The organism is Cyclobacterium qasimii M12-11B (genome assembly GCF_000427295.1).
In the GTDB taxonomy this organism is placed as follows: Bacteria; Bacteroidota; Bacteroidia; order Cytophagales; family Cyclobacteriaceae; genus Cyclobacterium; species Cyclobacterium qasimii.
Genome location: NZ_ATNM01000174.1, coordinates 1 through 14,878, shown reverse-complemented (window position 1 = coordinate 14,878; position 14,878 = coordinate 1). Strand labels below are relative to the sequence as shown.

14 protein-coding genes are annotated in these 14,878 nt (G+C 35.9%); 13 read left to right on the top strand and 1 reads right to left on the bottom strand.

Annotated elements, in window-relative coordinates:
* Positions 1-224 precede the first annotated feature (224 nt).
* From ADICYQ_RS21875 to ADICYQ_RS21815, 13 genes are all read left to right on the top strand, one after another.
* On the top strand, positions 225-1,778 hold the full coding sequence (locus tag ADICYQ_RS21875) for a M20/M25/M40 family metallo-hydrolase (protein WP_020892616.1): 1,554 nt from the start codon (positions 225-227) through the stop codon (positions 1,776-1,778).
* Positions 1,779-2,322: 544 nt separating this feature from the next.
* Complete coding sequence (locus ADICYQ_RS21870; RefSeq protein ID WP_020892615.1) at positions 2,323-4,470, top strand: hypothetical protein; 2,148 nt, start codon at positions 2,323-2,325, stop codon at positions 4,468-4,470.
* A complete protein-coding gene (locus ADICYQ_RS21865) occupies positions 4,425-5,738 on the top strand; it encodes a hypothetical protein (protein ID WP_040417593.1) in 1,314 nt (437 codons plus the stop codon). The genes ADICYQ_RS21870 and ADICYQ_RS21865 overlap by 46 nt, the downstream gene beginning before the upstream one ends.
* Entirely contained in the window at positions 5,731-6,183 is a 453-nt protein-coding gene (locus tag ADICYQ_RS21860) for a response regulator (protein ID WP_020892613.1), read from the top strand. Before ADICYQ_RS21865 ends, ADICYQ_RS21860 begins: the two co-directional genes overlap by 8 nt.
* Entirely contained in the window at positions 6,180-7,286 is a 1,107-nt protein-coding gene (locus ADICYQ_RS21855) for a response regulator (RefSeq protein ID WP_020892612.1), read from the top strand. Before ADICYQ_RS21860 ends, ADICYQ_RS21855 begins: the two co-directional genes overlap by 4 nt.
* A 298-nt stretch (positions 7,287-7,584) precedes the next feature.
* On the top strand, positions 7,585-8,292 hold the full coding sequence (locus ADICYQ_RS21850; RefSeq protein WP_020892611.1) for a hypothetical protein: 708 nt from the start codon (positions 7,585-7,587) through the stop codon (positions 8,290-8,292).
* Positions 8,293-8,482: 190 nt separating this feature from the next.
* On the top strand, positions 8,483-10,129 hold the full coding sequence (locus tag ADICYQ_RS21845) for a glycoside hydrolase family 172 protein (RefSeq protein ID WP_020892610.1): 1,647 nt from the start codon (positions 8,483-8,485) through the stop codon (positions 10,127-10,129).
* A gap of 208 nt (positions 10,130-10,337) precedes the next feature.
* Positions 10,338-10,817: a carboxymuconolactone decarboxylase family protein gene (locus ADICYQ_RS21840; protein WP_051160320.1), complete on the top strand. Its 480-nt coding sequence runs from the start codon at positions 10,338-10,340 to the stop codon at positions 10,815-10,817.
* A gap of 329 nt (positions 10,818-11,146) precedes the next feature.
* Positions 11,147-11,923, top strand: coding sequence for a ThuA domain-containing protein (locus ADICYQ_RS21835; RefSeq protein WP_020892606.1), 777 nt, complete (start codon positions 11,147-11,149; stop codon positions 11,921-11,923).
* 202 nt (positions 11,924-12,125) lie between these two features.
* Positions 12,126-12,356 (top strand): ribbon-helix-helix domain-containing protein, encoded by a 231-nt coding sequence (locus ADICYQ_RS21830; RefSeq protein WP_040417592.1) that lies wholly within the window; start codon positions 12,126-12,128, stop codon positions 12,354-12,356.
* Positions 12,346-12,693, top strand: a complete 348-nt coding sequence (locus ADICYQ_RS21825; protein ID WP_020892604.1) for a type II toxin-antitoxin system PemK/MazF family toxin — start codon at positions 12,346-12,348, stop codon at positions 12,691-12,693. Before ADICYQ_RS21830 ends, ADICYQ_RS21825 begins: the two co-directional genes overlap by 11 nt.
* Positions 12,694-12,819: 126 nt before the next feature.
* Positions 12,820-13,605 carry a hypothetical protein gene (locus ADICYQ_RS21820; protein ID WP_040417590.1) on the top strand — a complete coding sequence of 262 codons (786 nt, stop codon included), beginning with the start codon at positions 12,820-12,822 and terminating at the stop codon, positions 13,603-13,605.
* Positions 13,569-13,928: a hypothetical protein gene (locus ADICYQ_RS21815; protein WP_020892602.1), complete on the top strand. Its 360-nt coding sequence runs from the start codon at positions 13,569-13,571 to the stop codon at positions 13,926-13,928. Before ADICYQ_RS21820 ends, ADICYQ_RS21815 begins: the two co-directional genes overlap by 37 nt.
* A gap of 25 nt (positions 13,929-13,953) precedes the next feature.
* Here the strand turns inward: ADICYQ_RS21815 and ADICYQ_RS21810 are convergent, their stop codons facing one another.
* Positions 13,954-14,493 carry an NADPH-dependent FMN reductase gene (locus ADICYQ_RS21810; protein WP_020892601.1) on the bottom strand — a complete coding sequence of 180 codons (540 nt, stop codon included), beginning with the start codon at positions 14,491-14,493 and terminating at the stop codon, positions 13,954-13,956.
* Positions 14,494-14,878: the final 385 nt, after the last annotated feature.

The window sequence follows — 14,878 nt, the reverse complement described above, 5'->3', positions numbered from 1 at the left end:
TTCCGCATGGCGTGGTCTATACTAAGCGTGCTTGTAAGGCATAGGGCACCCTAAGGTTTAAATAGGAGGGAAAGGTATAGAGATTAGGTGGAGGTATTCTCAAATCCTGCCTTATTCCATAGCTAGTCAGTTATATCTACCATTATAATTATTTGTAGCCTTGTGCTTTCATAATTCTTTCTTAATTTCATTCGATTTTAACCAAGTATATTTTCGATCACCTTATGAAAGTCTTTTCTACTCTATTTATTGCCCTATTTCTTTTTGTTGGATTCAGTTCCTTTGGACAAACAACATCCCAAGCGATTTCCAAAATCAACACCGAAGGCTTTCAGCGGTCACAGGTCATGCAGCTTATAGGAGATTTGTCCGATGTTTATGGGCCTAGATTGACCGGTACCGATCAGTACCTTACCGCAGCCCATTGGGCAAAGAAAACCATGGAAGCTTGGGGAGTGGACAAGGTGTACTTCGAAAATTATTGCGATGACTGTATGGGTTGGGAAGTAAAGTCATTTAATGTGGAAATGATTGAACCAGCCTATATGAAAATAGAGGCCTATCCTTATGCCTGGACCGAAAGTTCCAAGGGTGTGCAAATAGGGGACATGGTATGGATAGAAAATTATGGAGCTATTGAAGCCGTGAAAAAACAATGGGCAGGGAAACTGAAAGGGAAGACGGTATTGATAGGCTCGGTTCCCAAGAAAAACATGTTGTTCGATCCACTTTCGGAAAGATTTACCGAAGAGGAAATCGAGGGCGCTAAAAAAGATATACTACCAGCCTCTCCAAGTCCATTGGGCCCAACTTCCGGAAATGTTGACCTGGTAGCAAATAAGGATGTTGTTTTTGAAAAAGGAATGCGGAAGAACGATGCTTTTTATGCCTTCCTGAAAGAAGAAGGAGCATTAAGTATTTTAGGAACTACCCCTTTATTTCCAGGTATTGTTCATCCGAGTGGTACCTACAGTTTTAGAGAAAGTCACATCAAATCAGTGCCCTATTTTGCAATTTCTCCTGAAAGTTTCGGGAAATTAAAACGTCTTGTTGACAGAGAAATACAGCCAAAAATCAAATTTCATTTGGATTCAGAGCTTTATTTAAAGCCGGGAAACAATGTGAACATCATAGGAGAAATTACAGGTTCAGACCCCAAATTAAAAGAAGAAGTGGTGATGATTGGTGCTCATTTTGACACCTGGCATCCGGCATCCGGCGCCACTGACAATGGAGCGGGCACAGGTGTGATGATGGAAGTGATGCGTATCCTCAAAGCCACAGGATTGAAACCCAAGCGAACCATAAGAATTGCCCTTTGGGGAGGCGAGGAACAAGGCTTTTTAGGTTCTTTGGCCTATGCCCAAGACCACTATGGTAAAGTGGGAGAAAGTAGCAGAAAAAAGGAAGTAGAAAAAATCTCGGCCTATTTAAATATGGACAATGGTGCAGGTAAAATGCGAGGCATCTACCTACAGGGAAATGAAGGCGTACGACCTGTTTTTGAGGAAATGCTGGCGCCCTACGATCATCTCGATGTGGGCAACCTAAGCATCCAAAACACCAATTACACAGACCACGATGTTTTTGATTATTACAAAATCCCCGGATTCCAGATCATTCAGGACATGTTAAACTATTTCACCGTAACCCACCACACCAACCTGGATGCCATGGAATATGTGCCAGAACGAGACGTTATGATCAATGCCACAGTAATTGCTGGCCTAGTGTATCAGATTGCAGAAAGAGAGGAAATGATGCCTCGAGAGGAGTAGGGGTCGATTTTATGGGGATGGAAAGAAAAGAAATTCTGTAAAATTTCGCTGGTGGGGTATTTAATGTATACATTATTGGTTTCTTCAGGAATTAAACCATTGCCTATATTATTCTGAACATTCTAAATCTTTTCAGTCTTAACTTCCCTATAGCCAAATAGATATAAAGTCATGTGATCGGTATTCATAAATAAATATGGAGTTATCACTTGAATACTTGTCCTAAATCCTTAATTTGAAAGCTGGAGTATAGGGGTTGAATAGAAAGTGGGTATACAAACATAAAAATTCGTATCCTGAATTAAAGCCCTAATGGTTAATAATTTGAGCGATAAATATTGTTCAATTCCGTTGTTGTTTAGATTTACCCGCAAAAGTGGGACTAGAACGGTCTATTTTTACAAGCTAAAGAAATACTCAATACAACAATATGTATATAGTTATTTGAACAAGCTTTGGTACTCCTTATATTTTGTCTTTATTAAACAATAGATATCATAGTGTTGTATGTCCTGTGTAAAACCTCAGATAATAAATTGATCTAATGGAGTACAAAAAAATAGTGCGGAAGATTCAGTCTAAAAAAAACTCTACTATACCAGAACAAGTTAATGCAATAAAAAAGAATGTTAGTGCTGGGCAGTATAAAGATGCATTAAAAATGCACCCTCTTTATCTGAAATGTGTACAACAAACGCCTTTCTTTGAGACTGTAAAGGATATTCATATTAAAAACCCTTTTACTTTCACTAATGACTTCAGGAAGGAATTTAAGTGGGTGACTAATTTAATTAGACCGTATCTTTCTACTATAGATAATTTTCTTGCACAGAAAAACAAGTTTGAAAAACAAATCATCTTATGTAAATATGAAGAAGCTAATATATCATTAATTTCAATCGAAAAAGAGTTTGGAGTAACTTTATGGAGCATTGAGGCTAACTTCATAATAAAAGAATATTTATCTGGGTCTAAAGGGAATTGGAATGAATTATCATACTACTTAAATGAGATTAATAATCCTATTTACGAATTCATCATAAATTCAAGTAGTAAAAGAGTTGAGTCTAAACTGTCATATGAATCATATCTAAGTCAATTTCAAAATGACCTAGATAATATAAACTCTGTTCATGTCCTTAAAGATTTCTTTGTATTTAAAAGCTGTAACTTAGCAAATTATCCATACCATCATAAAGGATTGGAAGGCATTCTTTTTGTAGCTAACGCTTTCTCAATAATTGATCTATATCTTGTACTAGTGGATGTAATGTTGTACAAGGTATCACAATCGATTGATAATGACGAGACCATTTTTCAGTTTGTTAAATCTTCTTATTTAACGGTTTCAAATGACCACCGGTTAGGGAATATTTTTAATGTTCTAAATCCGAATGGAGAATTCATTCAACGTGAGGGCTATCGAGATATTATCGATTGCAGTAACATGTACTATTCTGGAAAGTTTAACGATTCATTTAAGCAGTCTTTAAATGGAATAGAGAATCACCCATTAGAATTTGAATTTTATTCAATTTATTGCAGGTCTCTTCTCAATTTAGACGAAGATTTTCGTCCAGCAGGTTTGAGTGAAAGAATAGATATGATTTTAGAGGAGGTGTACAATCTTCTATCATTTAGTAAAGATAGAGAGTCAAGTTTCCCCAAACTTTTAAAATCGTCTTTATTCTTTATGAATAGCCCATTTGGAAAGCAAATCTTTGGTTTAATCGCAGAAGTTGAAGGGATAGCTCGGCTTCATTACAATATTGGGATTCTTTCTAACGAATATACTTCATACAAGACTGTGAAATTTGCGGCAGCACGACCACAGGTTAAGGATAATCTTGGTATTTTGTATAATGAGCATTGCTTTAAGGTTTATAATTATAAGCTTGGTGATGAAGTTGTATTTGAAAATACTATTAGTGAATCAAAGCTCCAATCGGAGTCATCAAATGTTGTGCGTTTGTTTAGTTTGAAAGACTATACAGCGGTAATAGAAAGACTGACAGAATCAACAGAATTGGATTCTTCTCAATATCACTACGAAAGAAAATTAAGTATGTTATTTTTCTCTTATTTGGAGATGAATATGATAAGAGAAGCATTGATCCTATTTGGAAGTATATACTTTAATGACGCATTAGTAGTAAGGAAGCTTGATTTTCAGCGATTATACAATATCATAGATAAACAAGACTCAAAAGACGAATATTTTGACCTGATTGAATATTCTGTACTGGCGTCTCTAATTGTTAAAGAATTCGATTTGTATGAGATTTATGATGAATTCATGTGTGCTACTCAGATATATGAAATAACGGAAATTGATCTAGAATACTTTGTAGAAAAGTACTCTCTAAAGACCACAATTACTTTTCTCGAAAATGTCGCAACAATTGACACTTTAAAATATTCAAGTGATTATGGCTCAATTAGTGAAGTAGAACAAGTTAGAGTGAAAATACTTAAAAAATTAATGAGTATTGATTCTGACAATAAATTGAAGCATGAAAAGGAACTTAATGAGATATACAGAATTACTTCTATTAGAAAGGTATTGAAGGAAGTAGATGAAGGTCGTTTGTATATTGACATAGACAAGCTCAAAGAAATTCAAGTTAAAAATTTAATGATGAGTTTTTGCGATTTAAAGAAATTGAGAACTTCTCTGAATCTAAAGCAATAATTGGGTTTAACCCTTCCAAAACAAAAGACTGGGATGCTGCATTGTCTCAAGGTGAGGAGCAGTCAGAAACTTATAATAGTGCAGATTACTTAGCATTTAAAAGTATTTATTTAGAATCAAGAAATAACTTTTTATATAGCAAGGAGTATGGGTTAGACAGCTGTTTAAGTACTCGAATCAGGCATGGCGCTCTTAAAAATCACTTGAGAAGTGTTTTTGAAAAACTAGATCTATTAACTTCGAAATATAAAGATAGGTACAAGGATAATGAAATTTGGGGTGCACAATTGAATTACTTTCCAGAGATCAATCATCAGGTTCAGTTTGTATTGAGAAAATTCTCCCGGGAGATAGATGAATTTACAACATACATTGTAGATCATTTAATTCAAATTCAAACAGAAAGGACTGCTGAAAATAAAGATGGGCTTTTCGCTTTTTTCACTAACGATGAGGTCTTGTTTGAATATTATCGAAAGTATAAACAGCTATTCACTTCTATTGATGCCACAATAGATTTGATCCTTTCTAGTCTAACAAATCATACACTACTTGAACTACAAGGGAAAATTGATAAACATTTTTCAAAAGTTATACCTAAAAAGTATCATGAGATTATTGATGAAGCAATACAAAGCTTAAGAGAGTTGAATCTTCCGAGTCAATGTCAACTCCTTCCGTTCTTAATTAAATCCAATACTGATATTCAAAACGAGCTTATCAGTGTATCTGATTGGTTTTATTTAAATACCACCAATTCAACCAGTTTATTAAGCATTAAAACTATAGTTGAGGCAACTGTAGAATTAACAAATCAAATAAACCCTAATTATATCATTACTCCCCAAATAAATATTAATTGTGATGACATAGAACTAACGGGTTCAAGTAGTTTACTTTTTGTTTTCAATATTCTTTTGAACAACATTATTCAACATTCCCATTTAGGTCCTGATAAAATAAACATTACCATAGACTTTGACCTGGTGGAAGAAAAATATATCAGAGTTACAACTAGCAATAATGTTTCAAAAAGTCATGACTTTTCCCCAAATTTATGCAAATTAACCAAAATCAAGGAATTGTGGAATGATCATAGTAATATTGATAGGTCAAATAAGGAGGGTGAGAGTGGATTTGATAAGATAAAACGAATTTTACTTTATGAAACCTATTCAAAATCAGATCGATTTGATTTTTACCTAGATAAAGACACTATGTCAATTATGTTGTTTTTTCCTTACGAACAATTTTCAAGCAATGATTAAAGTATTAATATTAGAAGATGAAAAAATAAAAATAGAAAGACTAAAAGAGTTCTTTTTATCTGATGAAATAATAGTCAAGGAATCTTATCATGCTTGTGTAATTGAATTGAAAACTAATTACAAGGTGTATGATCTATTAATTTTGGATATGACAATTCCTTTATGGGAAAGTGGAAGAAATGATTTAGGAGGGAATTATGAACAATTTGGAGGAGAAAAAATTCTAAGAGAAATGAAAAGAAGGAAGCTTTTAGTTCCAACTATTCTATTTACAATGTTCGATGTTTTCCCAACTAAAAATGGGAATATAACCTTCGAAGAGATAAATAAGAAATATAAAGAGAGTTTTAGTCCATTTTATCAGGGTGCTGTTTTTTATAATTCTATTGACGATAGCTGGATGGAAAACATGAAGTCATTAATAGATCAAATCCCATCCGAATGAGTCACATAGGTGCTTTGATTGTAGATGATGACTTGAACAAGATTTCAATCATTATCAAGACGATTCAAGAGGTTGTTAATGACACTTTATCTATTAGTCAAGCGTCTTCTGTTCAGGAGGCAATTGAAAATCTACAAAATAAAGAATTCCATCTTCTGATTACCGATTTACAAATGCCTTTGAAACATGATAGTGATGCCACTAATGATGGAGGAAAGGCATTATTAAAGAACATGTACAGGAAAAAGAGCAAGGCAAATATCCCTATGTACATTGTTGGTTTAACACAATTTGAACATTTACAAAAAGATTTCAAAGGAGTGTGGAAAGTTTGGCACTATGATTCAAGTAAGGAAGATTGGAAGGTATATTTACGAGACCTTATACATCATATTAACCTAGTAAAGTCAAGAATTAGTTCTGAACGTATTGAAACAATTTTTGTCGAAGGCCCCACTGATAAGAAATTGATTGAAGCCACTATTAAATATTATTTTAAGGGTTACGAAGACAGGGTGTATATCGAAACGATTCATTATGGTGGTGGTGCTTCTTGGGTCGAAAGGCAGATTGTTATTTGGGCAAAAACGTTGGCTAAACATTCAACTGAAGAAAGATATTTGAAAGCGGTTGGGATATTTGATGGCGATTTGGCCGGGTTCAATGCAATTGAAAAAGTGCGTGAGTTAATAGGAGATAATTCTGCTGAGTCTAAAACGTTCTCAATCTTAAGTAATAGCTATAAATACTCAACGATACTGAAGTCTATTAAAAAAAAAGGTATAGTATTTCAAACTACTATAGAAGATTTAGTTGATGTTCAGCAATGGATTATTGCAAAGGAAAAGGGTTGGCTAATCCATAGAGATGAAAATCATATAGAAATTGATGAAAACATTCTTGATTTGAATACAATAATTCTCGATGAGAAATCTTTAGTTTCTCTTGGGTTTACTAAGGAGGAAGCCTTACTCATCACGCATAAGGTGGACGATAATAATAAAAAAAATTTCGGGAATCTTGTTTGTGAAAATCCTGATTCATTATTAGCTATCAAGTATCAGTTTGAAGAAGTTCTTGAAAAACTCAAAATCTCTCAATAAGCATGTATACACAACAACCTTCAGTATACTATGCATATTCAATATGTTGGCGTACCACTAAGTTATCGTAACCCAATAGGTGTATATCCTGCCTAAATAATTTGCTGATCATTTAGAATAGCTCACGACAATTAAACCCGTGAGGGTTTCGCTGAAGCTCGGTTTGCTCAAATGATCAAGCCGTGTGAAGGAAAACTTCATATACAGTTAGAGGTACTGTTAGTCTGCTTCTTATTGTCTTTATAGGTAATTAATAAATTAGGCTATCAGGCTCTACTATGCAATAATCTGAAAAAAAATGGAAAAAGAAATATTCAGAAAAAGCTTTATTGAAAAGTTGGATAAAAACTTCCCCGAACAATCTAAATACTTTGAATTTAGACTTAAAATATTTTGTGAGTTTAATACTTTAATTTTTGAGATAAATAAATGCTTGATTCTCGAATTAAGTCGTGCCAGCATAACTTTAACGAATAATTTATTAGAAAGATTATTGAAACTTGCTCTCATAAATAATGAAACAGGAATAGGTCCCATAGAATTAGAAAAATGGAATGAAGTATTTGAAGAACCTAATAGGAAATATAATTCAATACAACTTGGAAAATCTATTGAGTTATGCAAAAAACATGAATTAATATCTCAGGCGGAAAAAGATTATTTATTTAATATTGTAAGAGTACTGTTAAGGAATGGATTTTCTCATTCTGATTCCAGTGAAATTTTGAAAGATTTACCGGATGAGTCTGTAATGTTCGGAGGAAGTTTCACGGATCCAAATGCTGATTTAAAAGAAGTCAAAATAAATCAAAAAATAATGCCCACATTCCAAGCACTTCAAATGGAGGGATTTGCTAAAACAAATGCTAAACTATATTTTAAATTTGTTTATGACCTCATTTTCAAAATCGAACAAAGACTAATTGAAAAAACAAAATTAAAGCATAAACAATTATGCTGCAATGATGCGATTAAGGCTTTGTTAATTGTTGTCCCAATCGATTAGGATTGGACTCAAGCTCCGGTAGCTTTCTCTTATTAGAATTGGTCAGGTTTTGTTGATTGGTTCAGTAGCTTATTTGTGAAAGGGGGCCGAATTGATATCCCTAGCTGAACATCACCCTAAATCCCATTGGTCAGCATTACCGCAATTGATAAAAAACGCATAACTTGGGAGTATACAGATCTTTAATCGTATGATTCATTTACCTAAAATACTTCAGTTAAGCATTTTTGCATTTGCGCTATGTTGTCTTTTCTTTTCATGTATTGATGAAAGAAGTGTGGTGTCTGTGGAATCGATGTTGAACGAAATGGTGGATAGAGAGGAACAGTCACGGTTTCCCAAAACAGATTTTCGGCTAAAGCAACAAAGCAGTTATAATCGGGCATCGGTCGATCCCAAAGACAGTATTGGCTGGTTCAAGAACCGCGACTTTAATGCCAGCGAAAATGACCATAATTTTATTCGTACCGAAGAAAACAAGCAACAAAAAGAATGGGTGTTAATGGAGCACAATGGGCCGGGAGCTATTGTGCGTACCTGGATGCCTTACTTCCATGCCGACAAACCGGATACTGACCTACAGATTAAAATATATTTGGATGGGAATGCTGAACCGGTGCTAGAAGGAAATGCCTTGGGATTACTGAATGGAACGGGTCTAATACCCTATCCCTTTGCCCATCAATCCTTGCGCTCAGCAGTATCCTTCTTCCCGATACCCTATGCCAGAAGTTGTAAAATCACAACTACAGGGCCACCATTCTTTTATCAGTTTACCTACCGCCAATACTCGGAAGGAACAGCTGTGAAAACATTTACGATGGAAGATTTTGACAAATCTAAAAATTTGGTTGAGCAAGTTGGAAAAGAAATCTTAAACCCAACCAACTACAGTGAAGGAGAGCAGGTAAAGGTGCAAACAACTTTGCTTGCAGGCGAAGAAAAAACCATAGTCCTACCTGAAGGGGAGGCAGCCCTTAGGACACTTGCACTCAAACTTGGTTCTTATGAAAAAAGCGAGCGTATGCGCTCCACGATTATTAAAATGAATTTTGATGGAAAAGAAACCGTTTGGTGTCCAATAGGTGATTTTTTTGGCTCAGGAATAGGCTTGAATCCCTATCAAGGATGGCACAACACCGTTGGGGAAGATGGAACACTTACCAGTAGATGGGTAATGCCCTACCAATCTACAGCGAGTATAAGTGTTGAAAATTTAGATAGCGAGCCAATAGCCATTGATTTACATGCTGTGGTAGATGATTATGAATGGGATACCAGAAGCATGTATTTTCATGCTGCTTGGCGAGGACAGTATCCAGTTTCCACCCGTCCATTTTCCGACTGGAACTATGTTACCCTCAAAGGTCGTGGGGTATATGTAGCAGATGCACTTACAGTAATGAATCCGGTAGAAAGATGGTGGGGAGAAGGAGACGAGAAAATCTGGGTAGATGGCGAAGATTTTCCATCCCTATTTGGTACAGGAACAGAAGACTATTATGGCTACTCCTGGGGCGGGAAAAGCACTGATTTTTACGAGCACCCCTTCCATGCCCAGCCCCGGTCTAATGTCTACAATAAACGCAACCGAAAAACAGGTGATGAAAGGAATAGCCAGGGTTTTAGTACTGAAACCCGCAGCAGAGCACTGGATGGTATGCCTTTTTCATCCTCCTTACAGCTGGATATGGAAATATGGACTTGGACCGATTGTGAAATGGGCTATGGGGTAGGTGTAATGTGGTACGGTGATGCGGACATAACCTCAAATAGGAAACCGGATGAGCAAGAAGCACTAAATGTACCCAAAATCAGTAGAACCGCCTCGGAATAGGTCAAAGTGAAAATGCATGCAATTAATAAACGAAAATGGGGAGCAATAAATTAATACCGAAAACAATAAGTTCAAGAGTCGAATTTAAACGTAAATTCAGTTTACAAGAAATGTATCGTGCTGCTGTTTTTGCTCCAAGGGCAATGTCAAAACTAGGAACAAATAAAAAAGTAAATTGGTCTGTCAAAATTTTGTAAAACGCATACAATTGGCAGTTACAGAAGTAAATGGTTGTGCTATCTGCTCCTACGGTCATGCAAAAATGGCCTTGCGTCAAGGGATGGGTAATGAAGAAATAAACAGTTTTTTAAGTGAAGGAGGAGGTGGTGACTTTATTAAGCCTGAAGAGGCAAAGGGTCTCCTTTTTGCTCAACATTTTGCCGATTCCAGAGGTTTTCCAAAGAAATACGCTTATGATGCTATAGTAAAAGAATATGGAGAAGAGAAGGCACAAATTATACTTTCCGCTTCCCAAGTGATGATTGTTGGAAATATGTATGGAATTCCACTTAGTGCATTGCTATCCAGATTAAAAGGAAAGCCATATAAAGACAGTTCAATCTTTTACGAATTTAGAACATTGATATTAGGTTTCTTTTTTTTACCAATTGCAATTGTTCATGGTTTCATTAGAGGTTTTATTGGTTTACCAAACGAAAGATTTGATGTGAGCGCTGATGAGGAATAGCGCAAGATGGTAGGAATGGTAAATTAATTTCATCCAACCTATTAACAATACAAAAGGATAAGGGAATTGCACAAAGCAATTGTTTGACAGTTTTTTGATGTGGAACGCTTCTAAAGCTCAATAAAAATGATTGCTGCTAAGCAGGATGAGAGGAAAATTGATTGCATGACCTGCATTAATAGGAAATGGTTTGATGGAGGAGCGCTGACAGTTTACTCATTATTATTAACTTTAAGAGAACTTATAAGGTAAGTTATCATACGCTAAACTACAGGGTAGGAGAAAGTAGGGATATGCCTATACTTTGGCTTTAGAAAAAATAGAAAACCATGAACCTAAAATCACCATCGTTTAAATTTTTGTTGGTACTAATCGTACTGATACCTATTTCAATTTCAGCTTTTGCACAGCAAAACAAAGTTTTAATTGTTTCTGACACCTGGCCTGAGATGGATGTCCTGGCAGATGGCTTGGAGGAACAGGGTTACCTCGTCAGTAAGACGAGCGAGGAAGAACTTGAATCTGATTTATCCGGTTTTGACTTTGTTTTTATGTATGTACATGTTACCCAGAAACCCAGAACTACCAGCGTATTGATTGATTACACGATGGAAGGTGGGTCATTAATTGTGCTGCATCATGGGATTTCGTCTTCCAAAATGAAAAACCCTGAATGGCTTGATTTTTTAGGTATTCAATTGTACCCAAGGGATCATCAGGAATATCCGTGGAAGGTCTTGGCTAATTTGACCTATTCTATGGTGAATTTGAATCCCGGCCATTTTATTACTAGTAATGGGATCGACTATGAAAAAGTCATCCCATTTAAATCCGAATACGAAACAAATTACGAGGGTGAGTTTAGTGCTTTTCAACTCGTCAATACGGAGTTGTTTTTGAATCAGCGCTTTACCGATGACCAAAGGACCGTTTTATTTGGTTTCAGAACTGAAGATGGATCAAGAGTTCAACCTACTTCAGGCTGGTACCGTCCAAAAGGAAAAGGGATGGTGTTTTATTATCAGGCAGGCCATGAGGAATCAGATTATCAAAACCCGAATTTCCTCAAAGTGATACTAAATACTCTTGAATGGGATCCGAGTTAAGGCTTATCCGAACCGATTGATTTGTGCCCTTCGACAGGCTCAGGGTACAATTTCATTAGGGTACAATTCAATCTAGAACTAAGCATTCTGATGGCTGGAAAGTCCAAGTATGAATGTAATATTGGATCTTTTCAAATTATTATTATTTACTTGTAGAATATACTTTTTGTATATACATTTAACATGGGTAATATGTAAAAAAATGAAGACAATCTCCTTGAAAATTGATGATGCTATATTCGGAGAAACTGAAAAGATTCTCTCTCGAATAAAGAAGCCCAGAAACCGGTATATAAATGAAGCTTTGGAGCATTATAATCAAATGCAGAAACGGCTGTTAATTGAAAAAAAGCTTGCAAAAGAATCTGCTTTGGTAAAGAAAGATTCAATGGCAACACTTAAAGACTTTGAACAGATTGACCATGCAGATTAATCAATTTGAAATTTGGATAGCTGATCTGAACCCGAAGATTGGAACAGAACCAGGTAAAACCAGACCTGTATTGACTGTTCAAACCAATTTCCTTAACAAAATCCCTCATCCCTCAACGATTATTTGTCCAATTACAACCAATATTAATAAAGACGCTCAAATTTTAAGGGTTCATTTGCAAAAAGGAATGGCAAATCTGCATCAGGATTGTGATGTAATGATTGACCAAATTAGAGCAATAGATAATAAGAGGCTTGTAAAAAGAGTCGGTATTTTACCAGTAGAATTGGTGGAAATCATAAAGGAGAACATTAAGATAGTCCTTGACCTTGAATAAAATACCAGACCAAGAACCTTAGATTCGGTTATTTGTGGTCTTTAACGCAAATGATTCAACTTTTCCCTTTCATAAAGGGAAGTCAAATAAATCAACAATTAACGCCTCAAACTGATTTTCAAATTCATGCAAAGAATTTATTTACTTTTAGCGGTTTTAACATTAAGCGGCCTCTCATTGAGTTGCAAAAGTCAGCAGGGCAATGAATTACTATTAGAAGTTAAGCAATTGGACAAATCATATGAAAACCTGTTTGTTTTTTATGCCAATTTGTATGATCCTGCTACCGGAGGATTTTATGACAGCCCAGAAAAGAAGACGGCTCCAAGGATTGAATCTACTTGCAGGGTGATAAGTAGAATTGATGACAATGGGTTGACCAATACTATCCCGGATTCACTCAAGCAGCAATGGGTAGGGTTCCTGCAATCTTTTCAAGATGCTGACACAGGTTTCTTTGACGATCCGAACGAACACCGCAATATAGACATGAGAAGGGGCAGGGCACTAAGTTATGTGAAAGGAGCCTTTAGGCGATTAGATGCCAGTTCCAAATTTCCTTATCCAACAATCAAAAACGATGATGAAACTGAAGAGGATGGCCTTATCCATCTGAAATCAGTTGAAAATTTTAAAAATTGGTTGGACACCTTGGGCTGGGAAGAAAATCCATGGAGGGCAGGAGGAACTTTGTCTGCTCAAGGAAATGTAATCTCCTCCCTGGAAGAAACCTTACAGGAACAAATAGTGGAGGCCATGTTTGATTTCCTGGCCGCTAATCAAAACGAAAATGGTTTTTGGGTGGTAGTTCTTTGTATGTTCAACTTTCCGGAGCCTTTAAGGTCAGTACGCTCTATGGCGTATATGATAGGCAAATGCCAAATGCCAACAACATTCTCAAAAGCACCTTAAAGTGCATACGGGAAGAAGAATGCATCAATTCAACTTGGGTTAGGAATCCACTAAACCTACTGGCCGTTATAAAACCCTATGTTGCCATTAGCGAGGAAGAGAAAAATGATATCATTAAAATTTCCATAGACAATGTACTTCAATTTTCACGGAATGATGGAGGTTTTGCAAATTCATTAAAGGATGAATACGGTACGACAGATGGATGTTCCCAGGCCATAATCACCAGAAATGCTTTGCGCGATTGGGTTGGGCTGGAACCATTAATTATACCAAATACTGATTCTTTTTTAAGGACATTGCAATCAGCTCAAAAGTTGTGAATTTAAATCCTGATCTCTCCATCCTTTACCTCTTTGATGTCAAATTAACAAAAGCGGTTAGGAAGTTTGCCAATTGATTTCTCGTATTTTGATCTGTTATTTTGCCTTCGGTATTAATCTTTCCCTTTATTCCCTGGATGAGAAGGGTAGTTCCTTCCAGGAAAGATGCCTGAATGGTTTCCATGATTAGTTTCAATTCTTCATGGCCTTTTACACCACTTGCTGATGCCGTTATCAGCCCAACAGGTTTTTCTGAAAAAATGGTAGTAGAAACACACCATTCCAATAGGTTTTTTAAACCGCTTGGAATACTGAAAACATATTCAGGAGTACAAATAATAATCCCATCTGCTTTGGCAATTTTCTCTCTCAGTGCAATGATTTTTTCCGGCACATTATTTTCCGTTAATGCAGTTTGGAAATGGGGCAATTCCGCCAAATCTTCAAGCAGGTCCATATTGAATTCAACTTGCCCCAATTCTGCCAGGTGTTTCAGTAGAAATAGATTGCTGGAATTTCGACTTGCGCTGCCACAAATTCCCAGGATTTTTATTTTTGAGACCATATGGGATTTTGAGAAAGGATATTGATTGATAGGGTTATTTAGTTAGTCAAATAAAAACCCTCCAAAAGGGGATAGAGGGATCCTAATTTAACCATTTTTTTGGATTTTGTCAGGTTTGGAAAATGGCTTTCACCCCCTTTGGGGTTTAGATTTGAGATGGATTTTGGTTCTATAAACCTGTCATCCCTTCGGGATTCGGACTGAATTTGAAGGTTATTATTAAAACATGCTGTTCATTATAGTTGATGAGATGTCATAGAAAAAACTGGGGCTTAATTAAGGTGACTTTGGTAGTAAAATAAGACCACTAACCCCAAAGGGGTGTTAAGATTATAGAAAATAGGATCAGTTAGAAAAGGATTTAAACTCCGTAGGAGTGGCATAT

What these genes read in the sequence shown, in the direction of transcription:
- ADICYQ_RS21830 (WP_040417592.1), top strand. Translation starts at nt 12,126, where the DNA reads ATGAAGACAATCTCCTTGAAAATTGATGATGCTATATTCGGAGAAACT.
- ADICYQ_RS21875 (WP_020892616.1), top strand. Translation starts at nt 225, where the DNA reads ATGAAAGTCTTTTCTACTCTATTTATTGCCCTATTTCTTTTTGTTGGA.
- ADICYQ_RS21835 (WP_020892606.1), top strand. Translation starts at nt 11,147, where the DNA reads ATGAACCTAAAATCACCATCGTTTAAATTTTTGTTGGTACTAATCGTA.
- ADICYQ_RS21860 (WP_020892613.1), top strand. Translation starts at nt 5,731, where the DNA reads ATGATTAAAGTATTAATATTAGAAGATGAAAAAATAAAAATAGAAAGA.
- ADICYQ_RS21855 (WP_020892612.1), top strand. Translation starts at nt 6,180, where the DNA reads ATGAGTCACATAGGTGCTTTGATTGTAGATGATGACTTGAACAAGATT.
- ADICYQ_RS21850 (WP_020892611.1), top strand. Translation starts at nt 7,585, where the DNA reads ATGGAAAAAGAAATATTCAGAAAAAGCTTTATTGAAAAGTTGGATAAA.
- ADICYQ_RS21845 (WP_020892610.1), top strand. Translation starts at nt 8,483, where the DNA reads ATGATTCATTTACCTAAAATACTTCAGTTAAGCATTTTTGCATTTGCG.
- ADICYQ_RS21825 (WP_020892604.1), top strand. Translation starts at nt 12,346, where the DNA reads ATGCAGATTAATCAATTTGAAATTTGGATAGCTGATCTGAACCCGAAG.
- ADICYQ_RS21815 (WP_020892602.1), top strand. Translation starts at nt 13,569, where the DNA reads ATGCCAAATGCCAACAACATTCTCAAAAGCACCTTAAAGTGCATACGG.
- ADICYQ_RS21820 (WP_040417590.1), top strand. Translation starts at nt 12,820, where the DNA reads ATGCAAAGAATTTATTTACTTTTAGCGGTTTTAACATTAAGCGGCCTC.
- ADICYQ_RS21810 (WP_020892601.1), bottom strand. Translation starts at nt 14,493, where the DNA reads ATGGTCTCAAAAATAAAAATCCTGGGAATTTGTGGCAGCGCAAGTCGA.
- ADICYQ_RS21870 (WP_020892615.1), top strand. Translation starts at nt 2,323, where the DNA reads ATGGAGTACAAAAAAATAGTGCGGAAGATTCAGTCTAAAAAAAACTCT.